This window comes from Metabacillus sediminilitoris, assembly GCF_009720625.1.
Classification (GTDB): Bacteria; Bacillota; Bacilli; order Bacillales; family Bacillaceae; genus Metabacillus; species Metabacillus sediminilitoris.
In genome coordinates this window covers 716,858-736,643 of record NZ_CP046266.1, presented here as the reverse complement: position 1 = coordinate 736,643, position 19,786 = coordinate 716,858, and the positions used below count along the sequence as shown (strand labels likewise).

Annotated in this window: 19 protein-coding genes; 4 read left to right on the top strand and 15 right to left on the bottom strand. The window is 35.5% G+C overall.

The window, feature by feature from the left end; translation table 11 throughout:
* Positions 1–2: 2 nt before the first annotated feature.
* The 15 genes from GMB29_RS03850 to phnG form a co-directional block, all read right to left on the bottom strand.
* Positions 3–2,417, bottom strand: coding sequence for a heavy metal translocating P-type ATPase (locus tag GMB29_RS03850; RefSeq protein ID WP_136353572.1), 2,415 nt, complete (start codon positions 2,415–2,417; stop codon positions 3–5).
* A 91-nt stretch (positions 2,418–2,508) separates the two neighbouring features.
* A complete protein-coding gene (copZ, locus tag GMB29_RS03845; RefSeq protein WP_136353570.1) occupies positions 2,509–2,715 on the bottom strand; it encodes a copper chaperone CopZ in 207 nt (68 codons plus the stop codon).
* Positions 2,716–2,943: 228 nt separating this feature from the next.
* Positions 2,944–3,621, bottom strand: a complete 678-nt coding sequence (locus tag GMB29_RS03840) for an urease accessory protein UreH domain-containing protein (protein WP_136353568.1) — start codon at positions 3,619–3,621, stop codon at positions 2,944–2,946.
* Positions 3,622–4,002: 381 nt separating this feature from the next.
* Positions 4,003–5,163 (bottom strand): stage II sporulation protein P, encoded by a 1,161-nt coding sequence (gene spoIIP / locus GMB29_RS03835; protein WP_136353566.1) that lies wholly within the window; start codon positions 5,161–5,163, stop codon positions 4,003–4,005.
* Between the two features lie 144 nt (positions 5,164–5,307).
* Positions 5,308–6,306 carry a stage II sporulation protein P gene (spoIIP, locus tag GMB29_RS03830; RefSeq protein ID WP_136353564.1) on the bottom strand — a complete coding sequence of 333 codons (999 nt, stop codon included), beginning with the start codon at positions 6,304–6,306 and terminating at the stop codon, positions 5,308–5,310.
* Positions 6,307–6,588: 282 nt separating this feature from the next.
* A complete protein-coding gene (locus tag GMB29_RS03825; protein ID WP_136353562.1) occupies positions 6,589–8,004 on the bottom strand; it encodes a SpoVR family protein in 1,416 nt (471 codons plus the stop codon).
* Between the two features lie 249 nt (positions 8,005–8,253).
* Positions 8,254–9,111, bottom strand: a complete 858-nt coding sequence (locus GMB29_RS03820; protein WP_136353560.1) for a PHP domain-containing protein — start codon at positions 9,109–9,111, stop codon at positions 8,254–8,256.
* A gap of 23 nt (positions 9,112–9,134) precedes the next feature.
* A complete protein-coding gene (phnL, locus tag GMB29_RS03815; RefSeq protein ID WP_136353558.1) occupies positions 9,135–9,854 on the bottom strand; it encodes a phosphonate C-P lyase system protein PhnL in 720 nt (239 codons plus the stop codon).
* A gap of 20 nt (positions 9,855–9,874) precedes the next feature.
* Positions 9,875–10,486 carry a DapH/DapD/GlmU-related protein gene (locus tag GMB29_RS03810; protein WP_136353556.1) on the bottom strand — a complete coding sequence of 204 codons (612 nt, stop codon included), beginning with the start codon at positions 10,484–10,486 and terminating at the stop codon, positions 9,875–9,877.
* A 14-nt stretch (positions 10,487–10,500) separates the two neighbouring features.
* On the bottom strand, positions 10,501–11,691 hold the full coding sequence (gene phnM / locus GMB29_RS03805; protein ID WP_168733834.1) for a phosphonate metabolism protein PhnM: 1,191 nt from the start codon (positions 11,689–11,691) through the stop codon (positions 10,501–10,503).
* 140 nt (positions 11,692–11,831) lie between these two features.
* Positions 11,832–12,689 (bottom strand): ATP-binding cassette domain-containing protein, encoded by an 858-nt coding sequence (locus GMB29_RS03800; RefSeq protein ID WP_227551499.1) that lies wholly within the window; start codon positions 12,687–12,689, stop codon positions 11,832–11,834.
* Positions 12,686–13,546 carry an alpha-D-ribose 1-methylphosphonate 5-phosphate C-P-lyase PhnJ gene (locus GMB29_RS03795; protein ID WP_211091256.1) on the bottom strand — a complete coding sequence of 287 codons (861 nt, stop codon included), beginning with the start codon at positions 13,544–13,546 and terminating at the stop codon, positions 12,686–12,688. Before GMB29_RS03795 ends, GMB29_RS03800 begins: the two co-directional genes overlap by 4 nt.
* A 37-nt stretch (positions 13,547–13,583) precedes the next feature.
* Positions 13,584–14,705, bottom strand: a complete 1,122-nt coding sequence (locus GMB29_RS03790; protein ID WP_136353552.1) for a carbon-phosphorus lyase complex subunit PhnI — start codon at positions 14,703–14,705, stop codon at positions 13,584–13,586.
* Positions 14,706–15,332, bottom strand: coding sequence for a phosphonate C-P lyase system protein PhnH (gene phnH / locus GMB29_RS03785; RefSeq protein WP_168733833.1), 627 nt, complete (start codon positions 15,330–15,332; stop codon positions 14,706–14,708).
* A complete protein-coding gene (gene phnG / locus GMB29_RS03780) occupies positions 15,319–15,756 on the bottom strand; it encodes a phosphonate C-P lyase system protein PhnG (RefSeq protein WP_136353548.1) in 438 nt (145 codons plus the stop codon). Before phnG ends, phnH begins: the two co-directional genes overlap by 14 nt.
* Positions 15,757–16,140: 384 nt before the next feature.
* Between phnG and GMB29_RS03775 the strand changes: the two genes are divergently transcribed.
* The 4 genes from GMB29_RS03775 to GMB29_RS03760 all read left to right on the top strand — a co-directional run bounded on the left by GMB29_RS03775 (position 16,141) and on the right by GMB29_RS03760 (position 19,729).
* Positions 16,141–16,407, top strand: coding sequence for a hypothetical protein (locus GMB29_RS03775; protein ID WP_136353546.1), 267 nt, complete (start codon positions 16,141–16,143; stop codon positions 16,405–16,407).
* Positions 16,408–17,247: 840 nt separating this feature from the next.
* Positions 17,248–18,873, top strand: a complete 1,626-nt coding sequence (locus tag GMB29_RS03770) for a flavin monoamine oxidase family protein (RefSeq protein ID WP_196305222.1) — start codon at positions 17,248–17,250, stop codon at positions 18,871–18,873.
* Positions 18,874–18,926: 53 nt separating this feature from the next.
* Complete coding sequence (locus GMB29_RS03765) at positions 18,927–19,469, top strand: RidA family protein (protein WP_136353544.1); 543 nt, start codon at positions 18,927–18,929, stop codon at positions 19,467–19,469.
* Positions 19,470–19,498: 29 nt separating this feature from the next.
* Positions 19,499–19,729 carry a twin-arginine translocase TatA/TatE family subunit gene (locus GMB29_RS03760; RefSeq protein ID WP_136353542.1) on the top strand — a complete coding sequence of 77 codons (231 nt, stop codon included), beginning with the start codon at positions 19,499–19,501 and terminating at the stop codon, positions 19,727–19,729.
* Positions 19,730–19,786: the final 57 nt, after the last annotated feature.

The following is a 19,786-nucleotide window of genomic DNA, read 5'->3' as shown; positions in this document are numbered from 1 at the left end:
CATTACAACTTAATTCTTTGGAGGCGTAGAGCATTTATTACAACAGATACTGAACTGAAAGCCATAGCAGCACCAGCTAACCATGGAGCCAAAAGACCAATTGCTGCAATTGGAATACCAACTACGTTATATGCAAATGCCCAGAAGAGGTTTTGTTTGATATTTCGAATGGTTTTTTTACTCATAATAATTGCATCTGCGATCGTATTTAAATCACCACTTATTAGCGTAATATCAGCAGCCTCCATCGCTACATCTGTTCCTGTACCCAAAGCCATTCCAATATCAGCAACAGCTAAAGCTGGGGCATCATTAATTCCATCGCCAACCATAGCTACCTTTTTTCCTTCTTTTTGAAGTTTCTTTACTTCTTCGGCTTTACCTTCAGGGAGAACCTCAGCAATAACATGTTCAATTTTGACCTGTTTTCCAATAGCCTCTGCTGTTCTTTTATTATCACCTGTAATCATAACAACATTAATATTCAAATCCTTTAATCGTTGAATAGCCTCTATTGATGTTTCTTTAATTGTATCGGCTACGGCAACAATACCGATGTATATTCCATCAATGCTTACAAGCATAGCTGTTTTTCCAGTGTTCTCAAGGCTTTCCATCGTCGGTAATGCTGTTTCTATATCAATGTGTTCTTTTGTCATAAGCCTGCGGGTTCCAATAAGAATTCTTCTATTATCTACAATAGCTCTTACACCATAACCTGGGATTGCTTCAAATTCTTTTACCTCTTTTAGACCTATATTTTTTTCTTTTATCCCCTGAACAATTGCTTGAGCCAAAGGATGTTCAGACTGATTTTCAGCAGAACCAATAAGTGATAAAAACTCTAGTTCTTCAAAGTCTTCATGTAAAATGACATCAGTTAATTTTGGAGTACCATTTGTAACTGTTCCTGTTTTATCTAGAATTACTGTGTCTATAAGGTGTGTCTTTTCTAGGTGTTCTCCTCCTTTAAAGAGAATACCAAACTCAGCAGCTCTCCCTGAACCTGCCATAATTGATGTAGGTGTAGCTAAACCGAGTGCACAAGGACAAGCAATTACCAATACAGCAATTAATTTTTCTAGAGCTTCCGCAAAATCACCTGGACTAATCCAAATATACCAGATCAGGAAAGTGACAATAGCAATACCTACAACAATAGGGACAAAGATTCCTGAGATTTGATCAGCAAGACGTTGAATCGGAGCCTTCGATCCTTGAGCTTCTTCTACAACCTTAATGATTTGGGAAAGGGCTGTATCTCTTCCTACTTTCTTTGCTTTTATCTTTAAAAAACCATTCTTATTGATCGTTGCACCAATAACTAAATCACCAATTGTTTTATCAATAGGAACACTTTCGCCTGTTAACATGGATTCATCTATCGCAGATTGCCCTTCGATAATTTCACCATCCACTGGTACTTTCTCACCTGGCTTGATATATACGAGGTCACCAACTTGAACTTCTTCAAGTGGTAATTCTTTTTCAACTCCATCTCTAATAACAATTGCTGTTTTTGCCTGAAGACCCATTAACTTTTTAATTGCTTCTGATGAACGACCTTTTGCTTTTGCTTCAAAAAGCTTTCCTAAAAGAATCAAGGTAATCAAGATAGCACTTGTTTCATAATAGAGACTCACCATGTGGGCATGAGAACCTATGGATGCTATCGTTAAATATAAACTATAAAAGTAAGCAGCTGATGTTCCTAGTGCAACTAAAACATCCATATTTGCACTTTTATTTCTTAATGCTTTATAGGCACCTACATAGAATTGCTTTCCAATGAAAAATTGGACTGGAGTGGCAAGAACTAATTGCACCCAAGGGTTCATTAATGCATCTGGTAGGTAGATAAAAGACGTAAAAGTGAAATGGCTAACCATCGCCCACAATAGTGGCAAAGAGAGGATTAATGAGAATATAAACTTTCCCTGTTGTTTCTTGATTTCCTTTTGGCGATAATCTTCGTTATCTTCTTTTTCCTCTTTTGAAATAGCTTTATATCCTAATTTCTCAACACGTTTAACAATTTCTTGTGTGCTTATTAATGAAGGATTATATTCCACTGTTGCACTTTCTAAGGCCAGGTTTACAGCTGCCTTTTTAACACCTTCTAATTTGTTTAGTCCTTTTTCAATTCTTGTTGCACAAGCAGCACATGTCATACCAGTAATATTAAATTCTTTTTTCTCTTTTACTACATCGTAGCCGAGCCCCTTAATTTTCTTTTGAAAGTCTTCTTCAGACACAAGTGTAGGGTCATACTTAATCGTTGATTTTTCAAGTGCTAAATTTACATTTGCTTCTTTAACACCGTCCATCTTATTTAGGCCTTTTTCAATTCTTGTTGCACATGCAGCACATGTCATTCCTATAATTTGATAATTTGTTTCTTTAACCTCACTACTCATTTACATCACCTCTTCTTTCATACGGGTGGGGGGTATAATTTTTTGTGAAAGATAACGTGCTATTGTAGCACGTTATCTTTTTCTTAACTTATTATTTAACTTCGTAGCCTTGATCATCAATTGTTTCTTTAATTTTACCTAGGGATACCTCAGAAGGATTAAATTCTACATCAACTTCTCCAGCCTTCAAATTAACTTTTGCTGACTTAACACCATCTAATTTTCCAACGCTTCCTTCAACTGAATTGACACAATGACCACATGACATACCATTAACTTTCAATGTTGTTTTTTCCATTCTTAATCTCTCCTTTAAAAATTTTTATATGATAAAGTACTTAGCAGAATGAGCAGAAACTAATTGTAAGATCACACTACACAAAACTAATATTTAATATAACCATAGACTAGCGGCTTTCTCTTCAAGAGCTCTAAATCTTTTTTCCATTTATCACCTCTCTACAACAAATATACTATACCCCCCTACCCTATGTAAAGAGTAAAAAATTATTTTTTCGCCCATTTTTTATAACCAATAGGTTATTGAATCGATTATTCCTACAAAAGTCATGAAGACACCTGCAATTCTTTGAATAAGAGTACCTAACTTCCTCCCTTTTTTCAATAAAACTCCACTTCCTCCAAGGTACCACATAAGAAAAATCGTTGCGAGTAATGGAAGAACTGTTCCTAAAGCAAACAAGGTAGGTAGAATAACCCCATATGAACTGGACAAAACAACTGGCATCAGGGATATAAAATATAAAACAAACATAGTTGGGCAGAATGCGAGAGAAAAACTAAATCCAAGCAGAAAAGAACCAAAAGGATTTTCTCGCTTACCATTCTTTGTTAATTCAAATAATTTTAATGACCATTTTGGCTTTATTAATCCAAGCATAACTAAACCCACTACAATTAATAAGGGACCCATCAATTTACGCATCCATGGAAAATAAATTGTTAGATATCCCTCGATCTCCCTACCAAACACCCATATTAATAATCCTAATAAAGAAAAAGCAACCACCTTGCCAAAAATAAAACCAAAGACATCTTTCCAAACTATTTTCCTTTGGAGTGAACGATTGCCATACAGTGTTATGGCCCTAATATTCCCCACAAATTGACAAGGTGCAAGAGCCCCTACTATGCCGAGAACAAATGCAAAGGCGATTGGAATTCCATCTAAGCTATTTGCCATATTAAAAAATGGTTAACTTAACCATGAGCTTAATTTGATAAAGAAAATATACACATTAGATCTCCTCATATTGTTATTGACTCTAGATTATTACATAATTGTGCAGAAATTATGCAGGATCAATGGCTATAAACTCTTCGGTATTAGGATAAGGCTGTCTTTATTAGATATTATTAAGGGACTTTCTGAATTGAAAATAGAAAGTCCCTTTTACTTTATAAAAGTCATTTTAATAAATTTTCTTTATAAAAATATCCGATTGAAAAGATAAAGCCTGTAACAAACAAAGCTAAGGTAAATATTGAAATACCTGTTAGATAATTAGATGTTAAAGTTGTAATGAAAGTAAAAAATAACCACTTTAATGATGTTGGTAAGAAATTAACCATTTCCGTTTACCTCTTTTACTTCGTTTGACTTCCAATAATAATCTGCAAAAACATCCGTAAATGCATCCACTGTTCTATCAAGTTCATTCAGATTATTATCTACTCCCCCTATTTCAACTAACATCGCCTTATCTGAAATATCCTGATTATAGACACCATTTCCTTCACTTTTCGATTTAAGAAATACTCCCCTGCTAATACCTGGGTACTTTTTCTCTAATTCCTTATGCAATTCTTTTGCTGTTTCAAGATTTTCTAAGTAGTTTTTGTGTTCTTTTCCTACTACAAAGTACAGTCTTGCATAGTCTCTTCCGTTAATTTTTTTGGTTGTTATACTTCTTCGAGCGGAATCACGATGTATATCAATAAAGTAATTTAGATCATTCTTTTGATTAGAAACTGCTTCTTGAACAATATCTCCAGAAACTGCATACGCTTTAGTAGATCTTAAACCTTTTTCATGTAAGGTTTGAGTCATATTTGTTGTATCATGAACTACACCAATTCCTTTGTTAATTAAATTTTCACTCATCCGTTGTCCAAGGCCTATGACATTTGCCCTTTCGTCGTTACTTGTTGCTTCATCTGGTATGTCAGCGTCCTTTAGCAATGGAAGAAATGATTCCCAACTGTGTGTTTGATAGATATAAACTGTTTTATTCTTTGGAGGATTTTCTTGAACAACTTCATTATTTGAATGATCTTCTCTTTCTTTTAATATCTCCTCAGCTACTTTTCGTTCTTGTAGCAAGACCTCAGTTGGTGGTGCAGATTCATGTGGAAGAGTAGTTAAGTCTGTTCCTTCTCCAGCCACAACAATTTCAGTATCATATAGCCTTAAACCTGGTAATTCGCTACCTAGAAATGTTCGAGCATCTGTTGGTTTAACATTAGTTGCTATTTGAATAGCTATTCTAGATGTATCAGATAAAGTGAATAGTTCTTCTTCACCCTTTTGATAAAAATAATGATTTTCAGCTCTAAGGAAATGGGCAAAAACATCATTGCTGCTTAAGTTACCAATCGTGTTTTGTACAGCACTTGAATTCACCTTCAAATTAGTGATGAGCATAATAATTATTATTAAGTAAATGATGACAATTCCTAATATCGGGTAGAATAGAAATTTTGGTGGTTCTTTTTGTTTATTCATTTTTTGGACAACCCCCTTTTTTACATACTATGATTAAAAAAGAGAGTGTATAGCTAAAAAAATATTTCATTTATTACAAAAAAACTTACAGTAATGATTGAGGTATTTACCGTAAGGTTTTCTTTAATAAAGTATTACGTTATGTTAATGTATATTTTCCCAATAATATTGACTTATGATATTCCCCAATACGTCAGCAGTACGATAAAGTTCCTCTAAGTTATTATCAACTCCACCAATTTCAATAATTACACTATTAGGCAATAAATCCTGATTATAAACACCGTTACCTTGTTTTTGACTTTTTATTATTATCCCCCTTGAGAGTCCTGGATAACTTTTTTCAATTAATTCATTAATACCCTTTGTAAAATTCAGGTTATCCTTATAACTTTGATGTGCACTTCCAATAACAAATGAAATCTTTGCATAGGATTTTCCGTTAATATTTATAGTCGATAAACTTCTTGGTAATGCATCGCGATGAATATCAAATGTCATTTCCAGGTCTGGATTTATTCGTTTTTCTTCTATTACAATTTTACGAGACATTTCATAAGAACTATCGAATTTTAAATCTCGTTCATAAAGCATAGTTATTATATCCACATTGCTTACCCTATTCCAGATGCCATTACTTTTTAAACGTCTTCCTAATCTTTGACCAATTAATGATACATTTAGCTTAGAATGGTATGTTTTCTCAGGAGTTGTTCCATTTTTAAAATAAGGTAAGAAAGATTCCCGATTATGGGAAAAGTAAATGAATGCAACTTTTCGACCAAATGTACTATGTAACTTTTCATTACTGATATTAGGCTCTTTTATTTTATTTTCATCAAATGCATCAATCTTTCTTTGATCAAGTGCTGCATCCTTTTGAAGTGCTGCTTTATCTGGAACTATTTCCCTTGAGTTTATCTCTTCTGATGTATTTTCTGTTTTTGAGTCCCTATTATCTGAAAGGAATTTTGTTATCCCCTTAATGTCCTTTTCTTCATTGTTGTCATTGATAACCTGTTTTCTTGTTATATCGTTTGGCTCTTTTCCATGTAGGTAAAAAATATACATTAGTAAACTAACAAACAATGTTATTGAAGTAACCAATAATAATTTTAAAGTCTTTCTGCTTAAATATCTCACTGTATTCCCTCAAGTAATTTTATAGTCTAGATACAATTTTTATCGGATTCTTTTGCAATATATTAATATATATTCCTACATCCCTTTTATTAATTTCAAACAATTTACAATATCTTGATGAATAAGTTCAGAAACTTTTTTCATACCATCACAAATATATCCAATCCAGTTTTTTAGTTTTAGATTTTGCGATTTTCCCTTCATAGCTTCCTCAAAATTAATAAAGCCTCCTTTTTTAATTTACGCAAAAAAAGCCACTGAACACTCAGTGACTTTCCATCCTTATATATATTTCCTTGAAACACTCTTCCCATCATATGAAAATAACACAGGCTTACCTTCTAACACACTCTCCATATGCACTGGTCGACCCCAAAGCTGGAACACATATGGTAATACCTTTTCTAAGTATTTTAAGTCTAATTCTATATCTTCATACCAGTGCTTTAAATAGAGTTCATTATTTTTCAGATAATCTCCATCATTAACAGTAATATATGGGAACCCGCCATTTACACGCATACTTACAAGCTGATCTCGTACTGTTTCCCACTCTTTATCGACAATTTTATAATCACGGCCCTGTTTTTGAAACAAATACATATCTTCGCGCATAACAAGGTCCTTTGTTAAATAATTTCGTATAAACGATATATCAGATTCTACTTCACGTACTTCAAACATTTTTTCTCGGCCAGATCCAGGTGTAACACCAAACATTTTCATATCTTCTGTCGGGTTATTATAGCGTTCTTCAATATCTTCAAAAATCTTTAGCCCTAAGTAATACGGATTAATGCTCGTTTTTGACGGCTGTACAACACCTGCGTTCAATTTGGCAAATTCAATGGATTCATCAGATGTTAAATCAAGCTCCCGAAGGATTCGTTGATGCCAGTATGAAGCCCAGCCCTCATTCATGATTTTTGTTTCTAGCTGAGGCCAGAAGTATAGCATTTCTTCCCGCATCATTGTTAAAATATCACGCTGCCAATCTTCCAGCTCTCGACTATATTCTTCAATAAATAAGAGAACATCCTTTTCTGGTGATGGCGGCAATTTACGCTTTTTCTTTTTCAATGAACGATTTACTTCTTGTTTTCGATCAAGATTCCAAAGATCATCATATGGCGTAGCGTTTCGTTCCTCTTCCTCTTCTATCTCAATATCATCGATTGACCAAGCTAATTTCGGACGAACAAGAGACGGATCGATATGTTCTTGAATCGAAAGCACCGCATCTAAAAATGTTTCAACTTCCTGTCTTCCATGTTCAATTTCGTATTGCTTTATTCGCTCTGCAGTTGCAGCCATGCTTTCAACCATCTCACGCTTTGTATTGCTAAATCGAGCATTATTTTTAAAGAAATCACAATGAGCCAATACATGGGCGACAATTAATTTATTTTGGATAAGCGAGTTTGTATCTAATAAAAATGCATAGCATGGGTCAGAATTTATGACGAGCTCATAAATTTTACTTAATCCTAAATCATATTGCAGCTTCATTTTATGGAATTGCTTTCCGAAACTCCAGTGAGAAAAACGTGTAGGCATACCATATGCGCCGAAAGTATAAATAATATCAGCAGGACAGATTTCGTATCTCATCGGATAAAAATCTAATCCAAACCCCTTTGCTATTTCAGTTATTTCTCCTATCGCATATTCAAGAGCCTTTTGATCAGCTTCTTTCATAATCTCCCCCCTAAGCTATTCTTACAATATTGTATGAGCAGAAGTTGGGATTCATGAGGCTGTATTTAAATATATGAACAAACAGTTTCACAGCAAAAAAAAGATACCCTCGGAATGATTATGTTTACTCGCCAAAACAGAGTAAATCCTCGTGGAGAAAACAACTATACTCGCCAAATCATAGATGTCAACCAATATAAAAAAACAGTGTAATTTCTAATGTGAAATTCACTGCTTTTCAACATATTTTTATAATTGCTGAAGTACTTTTTTCCTTTCAATCAATTGATTGAAGTGCTCATATCCAATATTTTTCGAGCCAATTTCGTTAGGCTTTTCTCCATAAAAACCATGAAAATCTGATCCTCCTGTTTGAATAAGGTCCCACTTCTCAGCCAATACCCTTGCTTTCATTTCATCTTCTTTGTCATGTAAAGGGTGTAGAACTTCTATTCCTTCAAGTCCTGCATGTACCCACTCATTAACAGCAGAGTAATTATTGAATTGACCTGGGTGGGCGAGGATCGGTACTCCACCAGCTTTCCTTATTACTTGAATCGCATCAAGCACATCAATGTAATCAATTGGAACGAAAGCCAAGCCTTTTTCTCCAGTAGAATCTGCTCTTTTGAATAGTTTTTTATAAAGATTACCATAAATTCGGTCTGTATACCCTTTATTTAGTAAAACATGCATTATATGTTGTTTATACACTCCTGTTCCTTCTTCACAAAGGGCAAGTACCTCTTCCCAGGTAATCTCATATCCAGCCTTTTGTATAAGTGACACCATTTGCCAAGAGGCTTCATGCCTTTTCGCCACTAGTGGATCACACAATTGTTTGATTGCCGGATGTTCAGGAGTAATAAATAATCCTAAAATATGTGCACGACGGTTTCGCTGAAAATCATATGCTGAAATCTCAATACCAGGAATAATTTCTACCCCTAATGACTTCCCAATTTGATTTGCTTGAAAAAGACCTTTCGTTGTATCGTGATCAGTAATGGCTAAATGTTTGACACCTTTGGCTTTCGCAAGTGTAATAACTTCCTCAATCGAAAGAGAATTGTCTGAGATATTTGTATGACAATGTAAATCAATCATTATTTGATCAGCTCCAATCGAAATTATTCAGCAACAGCCATTTTTTTGTACAAGACGCCATTTTCTAGGTGGTAATGTGAGTCAACAACCTTTTCCATAAATTCTAAATCATGAAATATCCCGATCATGCTTGTTCCTGATTGTTTTAGCTGCTCAATCATTTCTTTTACTGATTGTTTGGAAGCATCATCTAATGAAGCAGTTGGTTCATCAAGCAATAACAACTTTGGTTTTTTCACCATCGCTTGAGCCAAATTTAGCCGCAGTTTTTCTCCTCCGCTGAATGTCTTAGGAAAAGAGTTCCACAATGATTCTTGTAATCGAAAATGAGACAAAATATTTTTTGCCTTTTCTTCTGCTTCTTCCCCTTCTATTCCCATTTCAAGAATCGCATCCATCACAACTTCTAATGCAGTCACACGCGGCATGACATTAAGAAATTGCGAGACATAGCCGATTTCTTTTTTTCGCAATGCGATCATTTCACGTTCTGTAGCTTTAATAATATCAATCGGTCCGAACTGATCTGAGTGAAAGATGAGTTGTCCTCCTGTTGGAAGATACGTTCGGTAAATGGTTTTTAGGATCGTTGATTTGCCGGCACCGCTTTTACCCGTGATGCCAATAAACTCACCTTCATTTAAGTCAAAGCTAATATTCTTACAACCTACTATATGTTCTCCGTGGAGATAATGCATCGTAAAGGTCTTTTCTAGCTCCTTCATGCTTAAAAGCTCTGCCATTTCATTCCCTCCCTTTCCTATTACGAATATTTCAAAATGAAATTTTCTACATCATTGAGATCACTGATACGTTCCTCAATAAGTTTCCGCTCCCAATTCCACCACTCAATTTTTAAAAGTTTTTCAGCTATCTCTTCTGAAAAACGTCTTTTGATTGGTTTTGCCGGTACCCCTACCGCAATCGTATAGGCTGGAACATCCTTAGTAACGACTGATCCAGCACCTATTACAGCACCTGTACCGATTGATACCCCTGGCATGATGATAGCTCCATGGCCAATCCATACATCATGACCAATATTCACATGATGCTCTCTTCGCCAATTGAAGAAATCAACATCATCTTGTTCACCTAGTTCATATTGCGTTAGTCGATACGTAAGATGATGTTGTGTTACTCGCCACATTGGATGATTTACTGGATTAATACGAACATGGGAAGCAATTGAACAAAACTTTCCAATCGATGAATAAATAATTTCTGAATCACCTGAGGTGTAACTATAATCACCAAAAGATGATTCTTCTATTTTTGTATTTGGACCAATTTCTGTCCACTCCCCTATAAAACTATTTTCTACTTTAGCACTTGGATGAATACTCGGTTCTACTCCTAATTGTTTATGCCCCATTAGACATTCCCTCTCTATATTCTTCCGCTGACAGAGAGCGGCAGTTGATAATTCATTTGACAAACAACTTTTCCATTAACAAGTACCATTTTTAAGACTGGCCGTGATTGGTCCTCACCTACAATTAATAGATCCGCTTTTTTCCCAACTTTAATGGATCCTACTTCATGATCAATATATAATGCCTTTGCAGGATTTAAAGAGACCATGTTTATTGCTTTATTGATCGGCATGCCTTCAGCGTGTAATTTAAAAGCTGCATGTAGCAATGAAGAAGGGTAATAGTCAGAGCACAATATGTCTACAACATTGTGTTCCAAAGCTTCCATAGCTGAAAGATTATTACTATGAGATTTTCCTAGTAATGCATTAGGTGCTCCCATCACGACGTATAACCCCATTTCTTTTGCCTTTTTCGCAACATGAAGTTCGATAGGGAATTCACTAATCGTTGCATTCCATTCTTTTACAAGGTCCAGTTTTTCAATTGTGTCATCATCATGGGAAGCAATGGGGATCTGATGCTCACGTGCTAAATCAGCTAATTCTTTTAATATATGATCTTCTAATTTTACCTGTTTTAGACTTTCTTCAATGATTTCCATCGCTTCTTCCTCTGAAAAACGGCGGTGGTCTATCAATAACTTTTTATGAATTTCAATGTCGCGAAATTGTCCTTGTCCTGGGGTATGGTCCATAAAAGAAAGCTGATCAATTTTATGATTCATAATTAATTCTTTGACTTCCTCAACTGCACTTATATTTGTAATTTCATATCGTAAATGTGTTCGATGACGAATAAGAAACGCACCTTGTGCTAACCGATTTATTCCTTCTACTACGGATAAAACTGTACTATTTTTTCTAATAAATTTTTTTGCATTCTCTTCAAGCAATGAAAGAGAATGATAGATTGTTGTAATTCCCTCACCAACAAGCTTTTTCTCTAATTCATAAAAAGAAACTTCAAGCGGGAAGGTGGTGCTCGGTCTAGGCTCGAGCTCCATTTCAATGGCATCACTATGTGAATCTACCAGACCAGGTAATAACCAGCTTCCGTTCGCATCAATATCCTCTGGCTGTATTTCTGGAGGTAAGCCTTCTAAAATTTGTGTGATTTTATCATCCTCAATGAAAACCGTTCCGTTATATATAACTTTTTCAGGTGTGACAATATTTGCTGAATAAATCTTTAGCGTGTTCATCATAATTCACCTCAGCCTTTTTGTGTGATAAGTAAGTTTTGTGTCTAATTTAAAACTTATTAGCGCTAGATCTCTACGAAGACAGGACATCCAAGCCGAGAGAAGCCACAGGGTGCTGTTCTAAGCTTTTACATCTCGCTTTATAAAAGAGAATGGACCAATTGCTGTGTATAAGGATGCTGCGGGTCCTCTAAGATTTGATCTGTCAGTCCTCTCTCAACGACTTTTCCATGACGCATGACCATAGTGCGATCTGCAAGCATCCTAATCACACCTAAATCATGTGAAACGACTATCATTGCCACACCTAAATCTCGTTGGATTCTTCGAATTAAATCTAGTACTCTAGCCTGTACCGATAGATCTAAACCTGTCGTTACTTCATCTAGTAAAAGAATCGGAGGATTATTCGCCAAAGCCTTCGAAATCTGCACTCTTTGCTGCATTCCGCCACTAAAATTTTTCGGAAGTTCATCCATTCTCGTTAATGGGATTTCAACATGTTCCAATAACTGCTTTGCCCGATCACGAATGGTTCCGACGTGAAAAGTACCTGAGGCAATTAATTTTTCTGCGATATTCCCTCCGCTTGAAAAAGACATTTTCAACCCCATATATGGGTTTTGATAAACCATGCCCATAATATAATTTCGAATGTACCGCTTTTGTTGAGCAGATTCTGTAAATATATTTACCTCACCATCTTTATACGTTGAAATAGTGGCACTTCCAGATGAAATAGCATCATCAAAGTATAAACTCTTCACTAACGAGCTTTTTCCAGATCCACTTTCACCAACAATCCCTAATATTTCTCCTTTATACAATTCAAAATCAACATTCATACATGCCCAAACACTTCCACAATGTGGACAGCGATTATCTTCTTCATGATTCATTTCAGGTGTTTCACAATTTGAACACCCTTTGCCATATCTTTTATTTAAGCCCTTTACGACAAGTTCGGGTTTTTCCTTTTGTACAGCATCAATCATCATACGAAAGACCCTCTTTCATTTTGTTTCGTTTGACAGTATCCAGTATCAGAGCACTGATATCGTTTTTTTCCTGTCTCAGCATCATAAATTTCATCTAGAAATACATCTTTGCTTCCACAAGATTGACATGTTAATCCATCAAAATTTTCTACCTCGAATGGATAATCATCAAATTCCAACGGCTTCACATCTGTGTACGGAGGGATGGCATAAATCTTCTTTTCTCTGCCTGCACCAAATAAAAACAATCCATTTGCTTGGTGTAATTTTAATAAGTCATAGCGTGGAATTGGGCTTGGGTTAAAAATATACCTTCCGTTGACCATGCTTGGATAGTCGGCTCCAATCGTGATTTTCCCCCATTTCACGATGTCCTCGTATAATCGAAGCCAAATACTGCTGTAATCCATTTCGGCATGAAGTCTTTTCGTATCTTTTTCTTTTGCTTCCACTCTTCTTAAAGGCTCAGGGAGCGGCACTTGTAATACTAAAATTTGATCCTGTCTTAAAGGAATTTCGGGAATCCTATGCCTTGTTTGAATGATAGTGGCTTCCTCTGAATTTTCAGTTGCCCTTACATTTGAACATGTCTCGACTAAACGCTTAATGCTAACAGCATTGACACTGTCATCATGACCTTGGTCAATTACTTTTAACGTATCTTTTTCACCTATTAAAGAAAGAGTGATTTGTAACCCTCCTGTCCCCCATCCTCTTCCAATCGGCATTTCTCTGGATGCAAACGGAACTTGATAACCAGGGATTGCAACAGCCTTCAAAACAGATCGTCTTATTTCTCTTTTTGAACCTTCATCTAAAAAGGCATAATTGTACGTATGTGCAACTTCCATTTTCATTTCACTTTCCTCCCTCTCGATTCATTAATGAACACTATTAAAATGGATTAAAAGTTACAGCCTGTTCTATTGTTTTGTTATTTTGTTTTGTATTTTTTGCTTCTCTAATCCGGTCCAGCTTAGATTGGAATGTAATATAGTGCGGCAGTTTTAAGTGTGAAACAAACCCGTGAGCTTCAACGCTATCAATATGCAACAACACAAATTCCTCGTCTTGTGTTGGTGAAGTTCCTTCTGTCTCCAAACTTCTTTCAAGAATCGCCATGGCAATCGCCTTTACCTCGTTTTGCCCGAATGTTAAGCCATAGCCAAGTAAAAATTCGACATTCCCTTGTTCATTTTGAGCAAACGAATTAATCGTTTCTACTTCCGTTACCATGATTTCGCCAATGTAAATCGAATCATCTTCTTCACCATATGGATAAGGTATGTAAACATCGGTATAACCAACTCTTAATTCTCCAATTGTTGGGTGAACAACTCCATATCCTCTCATACTGCTATAAGCAAATGATGTCATGGCACCTGTTTCGCCCCTTGAAAGAATTTGCAGTCTCGCAGAGCGTGAGGCAGGAAAAATAAGCTTGTCTCTCGTTACATCAAATGGCTCCACTTCTTCGCAGCTGTGGTTGCCTACTAATCCTTCTTGCTGCAGCAAATCTGTTACTTTCCCATATGTCGTGATATCCTCTCCGTCAACCTTAGAAGATAGTTCAAAATCCGCTAAAAATTCCTTAATGACGTCCGTTTCTTCGTTTTTTAAATCAAAGTTTAATAATCTATGAGTATAGTCATATGTTGGACCAAGTATTTGACCTCCAGGAATATCTTTAAAAGATGAGGAAATTTTTCGTAAAACTCTCATTTCACTTGGTTCAACAGTCAGAGAGTAATGATTTCTTGGTAATGTTGAACGATATGCTCTTAATAGAAAAGCTGCTTCTGCCGGATCCCCTTCGGCTTGTTTTAAAGCTAATGCAGCATATTCAGGGGCATAAAGACCGCCTTCCCCCATAACACGATCAATTAAAAGTCGAAACTGTGCTTCAATTTCTTTAATATTTAGTACTCCATCAGCATTTTTTAAGCGATAGTATTTGGTGAGATCATTTGCATGTTCAATTGCTTTTTGACCACCAGTCACAGCTACATAACCCATCTACAATTCCTCACTTTCTAGTAAAGTAGTTCTAGGTATTGCCATCATGTCCCCATCTCTTGTTGTTAAAATGATGTCGATTCCTAATGGGAACTCCTTTGTAGCTTTATTACGTTCCTCAATCCATTTAGCTTGTAATCCGTCAATGTAGACTGTTTGCTCTGAGGCAATTCCTGGTCCACTCATCATTAGTTTTCCTGTGGCAGCAGGTATTTTTGTTACTTCTTTTACACATAGAACAACTGTTGCACTATCATGTGGATCCAAAAGTGTACCTTTTTTTACTTGCTGCATCATTTCAGTTATGTTTTCAACTACTTCAGGATTTGTAATAAAGATATAATCAGCATCTTGTATGGAACTTCTTTTACTATACGTTTTCCACTCTAAGGATCGTGTGATCGTTTCAGCATGGTTTGAAAGAACATAAAAGTTAACTTCACGATCGATTAATGTAAAAGCAATACCTTGAAGGACACTCGCAAATCCTTCCAATTCGTTTATGGGAGCAATTTCTTCAGAGATAGATTGGATTTTCCCAGGTCTTGACATGCAATCTAATAATTTTCGGAAAATTTGTTGTGTACCATGGACCATATCAAATGTCTCAAGATTAGCTTTTTGCATTGTAATCCTCCATCGTATCAAATTGGACTTTCGTTGTTGCAGCCCTTGCTGCTTCTTCATATATTCTTTGCTGGATATATTTCTCTTCCATTTCCAATTCAGTTAGCAATTTGCTTATGATTGGTAGTTGCGCATTTAAAGCAGCATCCACGACTGCGATTTGATAGGAACGCTCTGGATTCTCACCCATAATAATGCCGAATCCAGCATGATGATCAATCGAAACCGAACACTCCGTTACAAGGACTTCTCCCATATAAAACGGTTGTTTTGAAACTGAATCTCTTGTTTTAAGCATGACTAATCCAGTTGAAGGTGCACGGACAATATTTACATTTGTTATTTTTTCAATAGCTTCCGTCCATTTTGTAAGAAACTCATGTCTTCCTTCTACGAGGATTTTCGTCAACCTTGATTTTTTCATCTCGATTACCTCCTATTTTTCAACAGCTCCAAGTGATACCTAAAAGGTAACTTATTAATGAGTTACAATGGTTAAGCTAATGTAAATACTATATAAATTTTTAAGAAGGCTGTTTTAACAAACTTTGTTGCTATTTACTTAGTAATGCGGTGTGGTTGATTACAGCTCCAGATGCACGATGACCGCGGGGCGGGCGGTGAGCATCCTCGGCGTAAACGCCTGCGGGGTCTCGCACTTCCTCCCCAATCAACCATAAATAGTTTTTTGCTTAAAAAAACTAAAGCTCTCCTATAGTTTAAGAACATTATTTCACAATCAGTGTTTTGGAATAAAAAATGACCACCTACATTAAATAGAGATTACTCCTTTATTCAAAATGACTTAATGAATCTTTTATATAACGACTTCCTTCTTTACGCAAAAAAGCGTCCAGATCCACGCGCAATATTTGACCTTTTAAATTCACTTGAGCAATCCTCAAAAGGAACTCAGCTGCAGCAAAATGGGGAAAATGTTTTTAAATTGGTTGAATTTGATACAAAACAGGAAAAAATAACAATGGAGTTAAGAATGAGAAGGAAAGTTGCACTTCGCGGTGAAGTGATTCTAGCCGATATGGAAGAAGTGCAGCCTAATCATGTTATACATTAGAACGAATCTTCGAGCTTTTATATATTGATTTTATTGATAAGTTCAGAAAAGGAAATAGCGAAGATGCAATAAACAATATACTCAGGCTTCTAGAAGATTAAAAAGGTGACCAAATTTGGTCGCCTTAACTAAGTTTCAGATATTGTATTATCTACTTTTACAAATTAGATGAATAGATCATTCATCAACTTTAACTTCTGTCACATTACAAATGTCTCAACAAAATAAAAAACCTTCTCAGGTATAATACAAGGTAACCATGCATTCTTTCTTAAGAAAAGCTTTCTTTGTAATACATAACTAAATGATCTTTACTTTATTTATCCTTACCAATCAACAATAACAGCTTAAAATTCCTTTTCTCATTCATAAATTCCTCTAATAATAATTAAATAAAAATCCCCTATTTTCTTCGTAAGGATTATTTTCAATAAAAAGTTTTAAAACTCAAATTATTAAAATAAAAAGTAATTTCTATTTGGACTGTCTCACTTAAAGGAGATGTTTCCCTCATCGGGCAACATTCATTTTAGAACTTGTTAATTCTAATCGGAACATCATGGTCAATTACATTATTTCCTCAAACATTACTTCTTCAGACTCCCCCAAACATCTGTTATGTAACAAAATCTAACATAAATCTTATAATTCCAGCAGAAATTGAAATAGTATTGAAAACTAGTAGTTAAAAAGGTCCTTTTTTATACCATTTTCAAAAATATTGTCAAAAAATTCGAAAAACTCCGTCATATTTCCTTACATAAATACAGACTTTGGAATTTCCCTAAAATATAATCAATCTATCAACTATCAATCTAGTAAAAGAAAAGGAGATAAATTATGGAAAATAACCAAGGTAAAGGCATGACAAGAAGAGATTTTCTTAACCAAGCTGGTAAAGTTGGTGGAGCAGTTGCAGTTTGGGGCGCAATGGAATCTTTAGGTTTATTGGGTCACTCGTTAGCAAGCGCAAAAGAATTCAACGCTCCTAAAAGAAGTGATTTAACTATGGCAAATAAAAATGGTAAAAAAATTATCATTTTAGGAGCAGGCATTGCCGGAATGGCAGCAGCTTATGAATTGGGTAAAGCTGGATACAACTGTAAAATACTTGAGGCAAGGGATCGTACTGGTGGCCGAAACTGGACAGTTAGACAAGGTACTACAGAAACGGAAATTAATGGTGTGAAACAAACATCTAAATTTGATAAAGGACAATACATGAATGCAGGCCCTGCCCGTATTCCACAACATCATGTAACACTAGATTATTGTAGAGAACTGGGAGTTGAACTTGAAGTATTTGCTAATTCAAATGAATTCTCGTACTACTATCAGGAAAATGCAGGTCCTCTATCCAATCAGAAAATACGTAAGGGTACTGTAAAGTCTGATACTCGAGGCTATGTTTCGGAATTATTAGCTAAAGTTGCAGATAAAACATCGTTAGATTCTCCTCTTACAAAAGATGATATTGAAAAATTAACAGCATATCTAAAAAGAGAAGGTGATTTATCTACAGATTATACATACAAAGGTTCTAGTCGCCGTGGATATAAGGAATTACCTGGTGGAGGTCATCAGCCTGGTACAATAGATCAACCTTATTCCTTTAGCGAGCTTCTTCAATCAGGGATGATGAATAATATTAGTGGAGATTATAGTTTTCAACAACAGCCTATGATGTTCCAACCAGTTGGAGGGATGGACCAAATTCCAAAGGCTCTTGAAAAGCAGTTACCTGGAATAATAACATTCGGAGCTGAAGTACAAGAAATTAGACAAACAGCAAATGGTGTTCGGATTGTTTACAAAACAAAAGCTGATGGAAAAACAAAGGAAATCACAGGTGATTATTGTATTTGTACAATCCCACTCCCTGTATTAAAAAATATTTCAGCTGATTTTACTGAACCAATGAAAAATGCAATTAGAAGTATTAATTATGCAAAGACTGGGAAAATTGGTTTTCAATTTAAAAATAGATTCTGGGAGCAGGATGATCGTATTCTTGGTGGCATTACTACAACGAATATGGATATTTCACAGATTTGGTACCCTTCATATGGCTATTTATCACAAAAAGGTGTATTAATTGGCTATTATAATTTTGGTCAAAATGCAGTAGATTATGGAGATCTATCCCTTTCACAGCGGCAGGCCCGTGCTTTAAATCAAGGAGCAAAGATACACCCTCAATATTCAAAAGAATTTGAAAATTCCTTCTCAGTAGCATGGCATAAAATTAAATACAATGAAGGTGGATGGGCAGAATACTCCGCATCTGATCTTAAAAGCTACTATCCAATTTTAAATGAGCCACAAGGTCGAGTTCATCTTGCTGGTGAACATCTCAGTTATTTAACTGGATGGATGGCAGGTGCATTTGAATCAGCAAGAATTGTAGTTAGCAGAATTCATGAAGACGTACTAAAAGAAGGTAAGGTTCCTTCTAAAGTAGGATAAACAATTGATTTATTTTAACTATCCATGTTTCAAAGATTAAAGGAGCTGACTTTATGAAAAAGACAATTAAATCAATCATTGCCACTACAGTCATTGGGACAAGTTTAATTGTAGGATTCTCTTTTGCCTCAGCAGGTAGTGAAAAAGACGCATTGAAATCCAAGGAAGTAACCTTCTTTGGATCTCCAACTTCTGCAATTTCTAGTTCAGTTAATGTACCACACAATTTTAATCGGTTATCGTTTAGCGGAACTGTCCCACCTCTTCTAAATAAAGATGGAAAAACTACATACGAAAGATATGGTGATACAGAAACTCAAGCAATCGGAATCTTAAAGAAATTTGAAACAGATTTAGAAGCTAAAGGACTTTCCCTTAATGATGTAACATATCTGCGAGTATATGTTGCTCCAGATCCAAACAAAGGAAATAAACCAGATTATCAAGGATGGTTTGATGCTTATGCCCAATTCTTTAATACAAAAGAAAACCCAGTGAAAACTGCTCGATCTACTGTAGGTGTGGAAAGTTTAGTTAGTCCCGATTTTCTCATTGAGATTGAAGCAGAAGTAGCTTATAAAAATACAAACAAGTAATAACAGATTATTTGATAGGAGTGAATTTAATGTTACAAAATATCGGTGTACCAGGCTTGATTTTAATTCTAATAATAGCACTTGTAATCTTTGGACCTTCTAAATTACCTGCGATCGGTCGAGCTTTCGGAAATACTTTATCAGAATTTAAGAATGCGACAAAAGGTTTAGTATCAGATGATGAAAATGAGGAAAGAGATGAAAAGAAAAACACTGGATTAACCGCTATAGAAACGAAACAGGATAAATCAGTAGTTTGATTATGATGATGTAGGCGGGGAAACTCGTCTACTTCTTTTTTTAACAGGAGGCGTCCA

Bases quoted from the DNA above. Each gene is read 5' to 3' on its own strand.
- GMB29_RS03850 (WP_136353572.1), bottom strand. From the start codon at position 2,417: ATGAGTAGTGAGGTTAAAGAAACAAATTATCAAATTATAGGAATGACA.
- copZ (WP_136353570.1), bottom strand. From the start codon at position 2,715: ATGGAAAAAACAACATTGAAAGTTAATGGTATGTCATGTGGTCATTGT.
- GMB29_RS03840 (WP_136353568.1), bottom strand. From the start codon at position 3,621: ATGGCAAATAGCTTAGATGGAATTCCAATCGCCTTTGCATTTGTTCTC.
- spoIIP (WP_136353566.1), bottom strand. From the start codon at position 5,163: ATGAATAAACAAAAAGAACCACCAAAATTTCTATTCTACCCGATATTA.
- GMB29_RS03825 (WP_136353562.1), bottom strand. From the start codon at position 8,004: ATGAAAGAAGCTGATCAAAAGGCTCTTGAATATGCGATAGGAGAAATA.
- GMB29_RS03820 (WP_136353560.1), bottom strand. From the start codon at position 9,111: ATGATTGATTTACATTGTCATACAAATATCTCAGACAATTCTCTTTCG.
- phnL (WP_136353558.1), bottom strand. From the start codon at position 9,854: ATGGCAGAGCTTTTAAGCATGAAGGAGCTAGAAAAGACCTTTACGATG.
- GMB29_RS03810 (WP_136353556.1), bottom strand. From the start codon at position 10,486: ATGGGGCATAAACAATTAGGAGTAGAACCGAGTATTCATCCAAGTGCT.
- phnM (WP_168733834.1), bottom strand. From the start codon at position 11,691: ATGAACACGCTAAAGATTTATTCAGCAAATATTGTCACACCTGAAAAA.
- GMB29_RS03800 (WP_227551499.1), bottom strand. From the start codon at position 12,689: ATGATGATTGATGCTGTACAAAAGGAAAAACCCGAACTTGTCGTAAAG.
- GMB29_RS03795 (WP_211091256.1), bottom strand. From the start codon at position 13,546: ATGAAAATGGAAGTTGCACATACGTACAATTATGCCTTTTTAGATGAA.
- GMB29_RS03790 (WP_136353552.1), bottom strand. From the start codon at position 14,705: ATGGGTTATGTAGCTGTGACTGGTGGTCAAAAAGCAATTGAACATGCA.
- phnH (WP_168733833.1), bottom strand. From the start codon at position 15,332: ATGCAAAAAGCTAATCTTGAGACATTTGATATGGTCCATGGTACACAA.
- phnG (WP_136353548.1), bottom strand. From the start codon at position 15,756: ATGAAAAAATCAAGGTTGACGAAAATCCTCGTAGAAGGAAGACATGAG.
- GMB29_RS03775 (WP_136353546.1), top strand. From the start codon at position 16,141: ATGAATCTTTTATATAACGACTTCCTTCTTTACGCAAAAAAGCGTCCA.
- GMB29_RS03770 (WP_196305222.1), top strand. From the start codon at position 17,248: ATGGAAAATAACCAAGGTAAAGGCATGACAAGAAGAGATTTTCTTAAC.
- GMB29_RS03765 (WP_136353544.1), top strand. From the start codon at position 18,927: ATGAAAAAGACAATTAAATCAATCATTGCCACTACAGTCATTGGGACA.
- GMB29_RS03760 (WP_136353542.1), top strand. From the start codon at position 19,499: ATGTTACAAAATATCGGTGTACCAGGCTTGATTTTAATTCTAATAATA.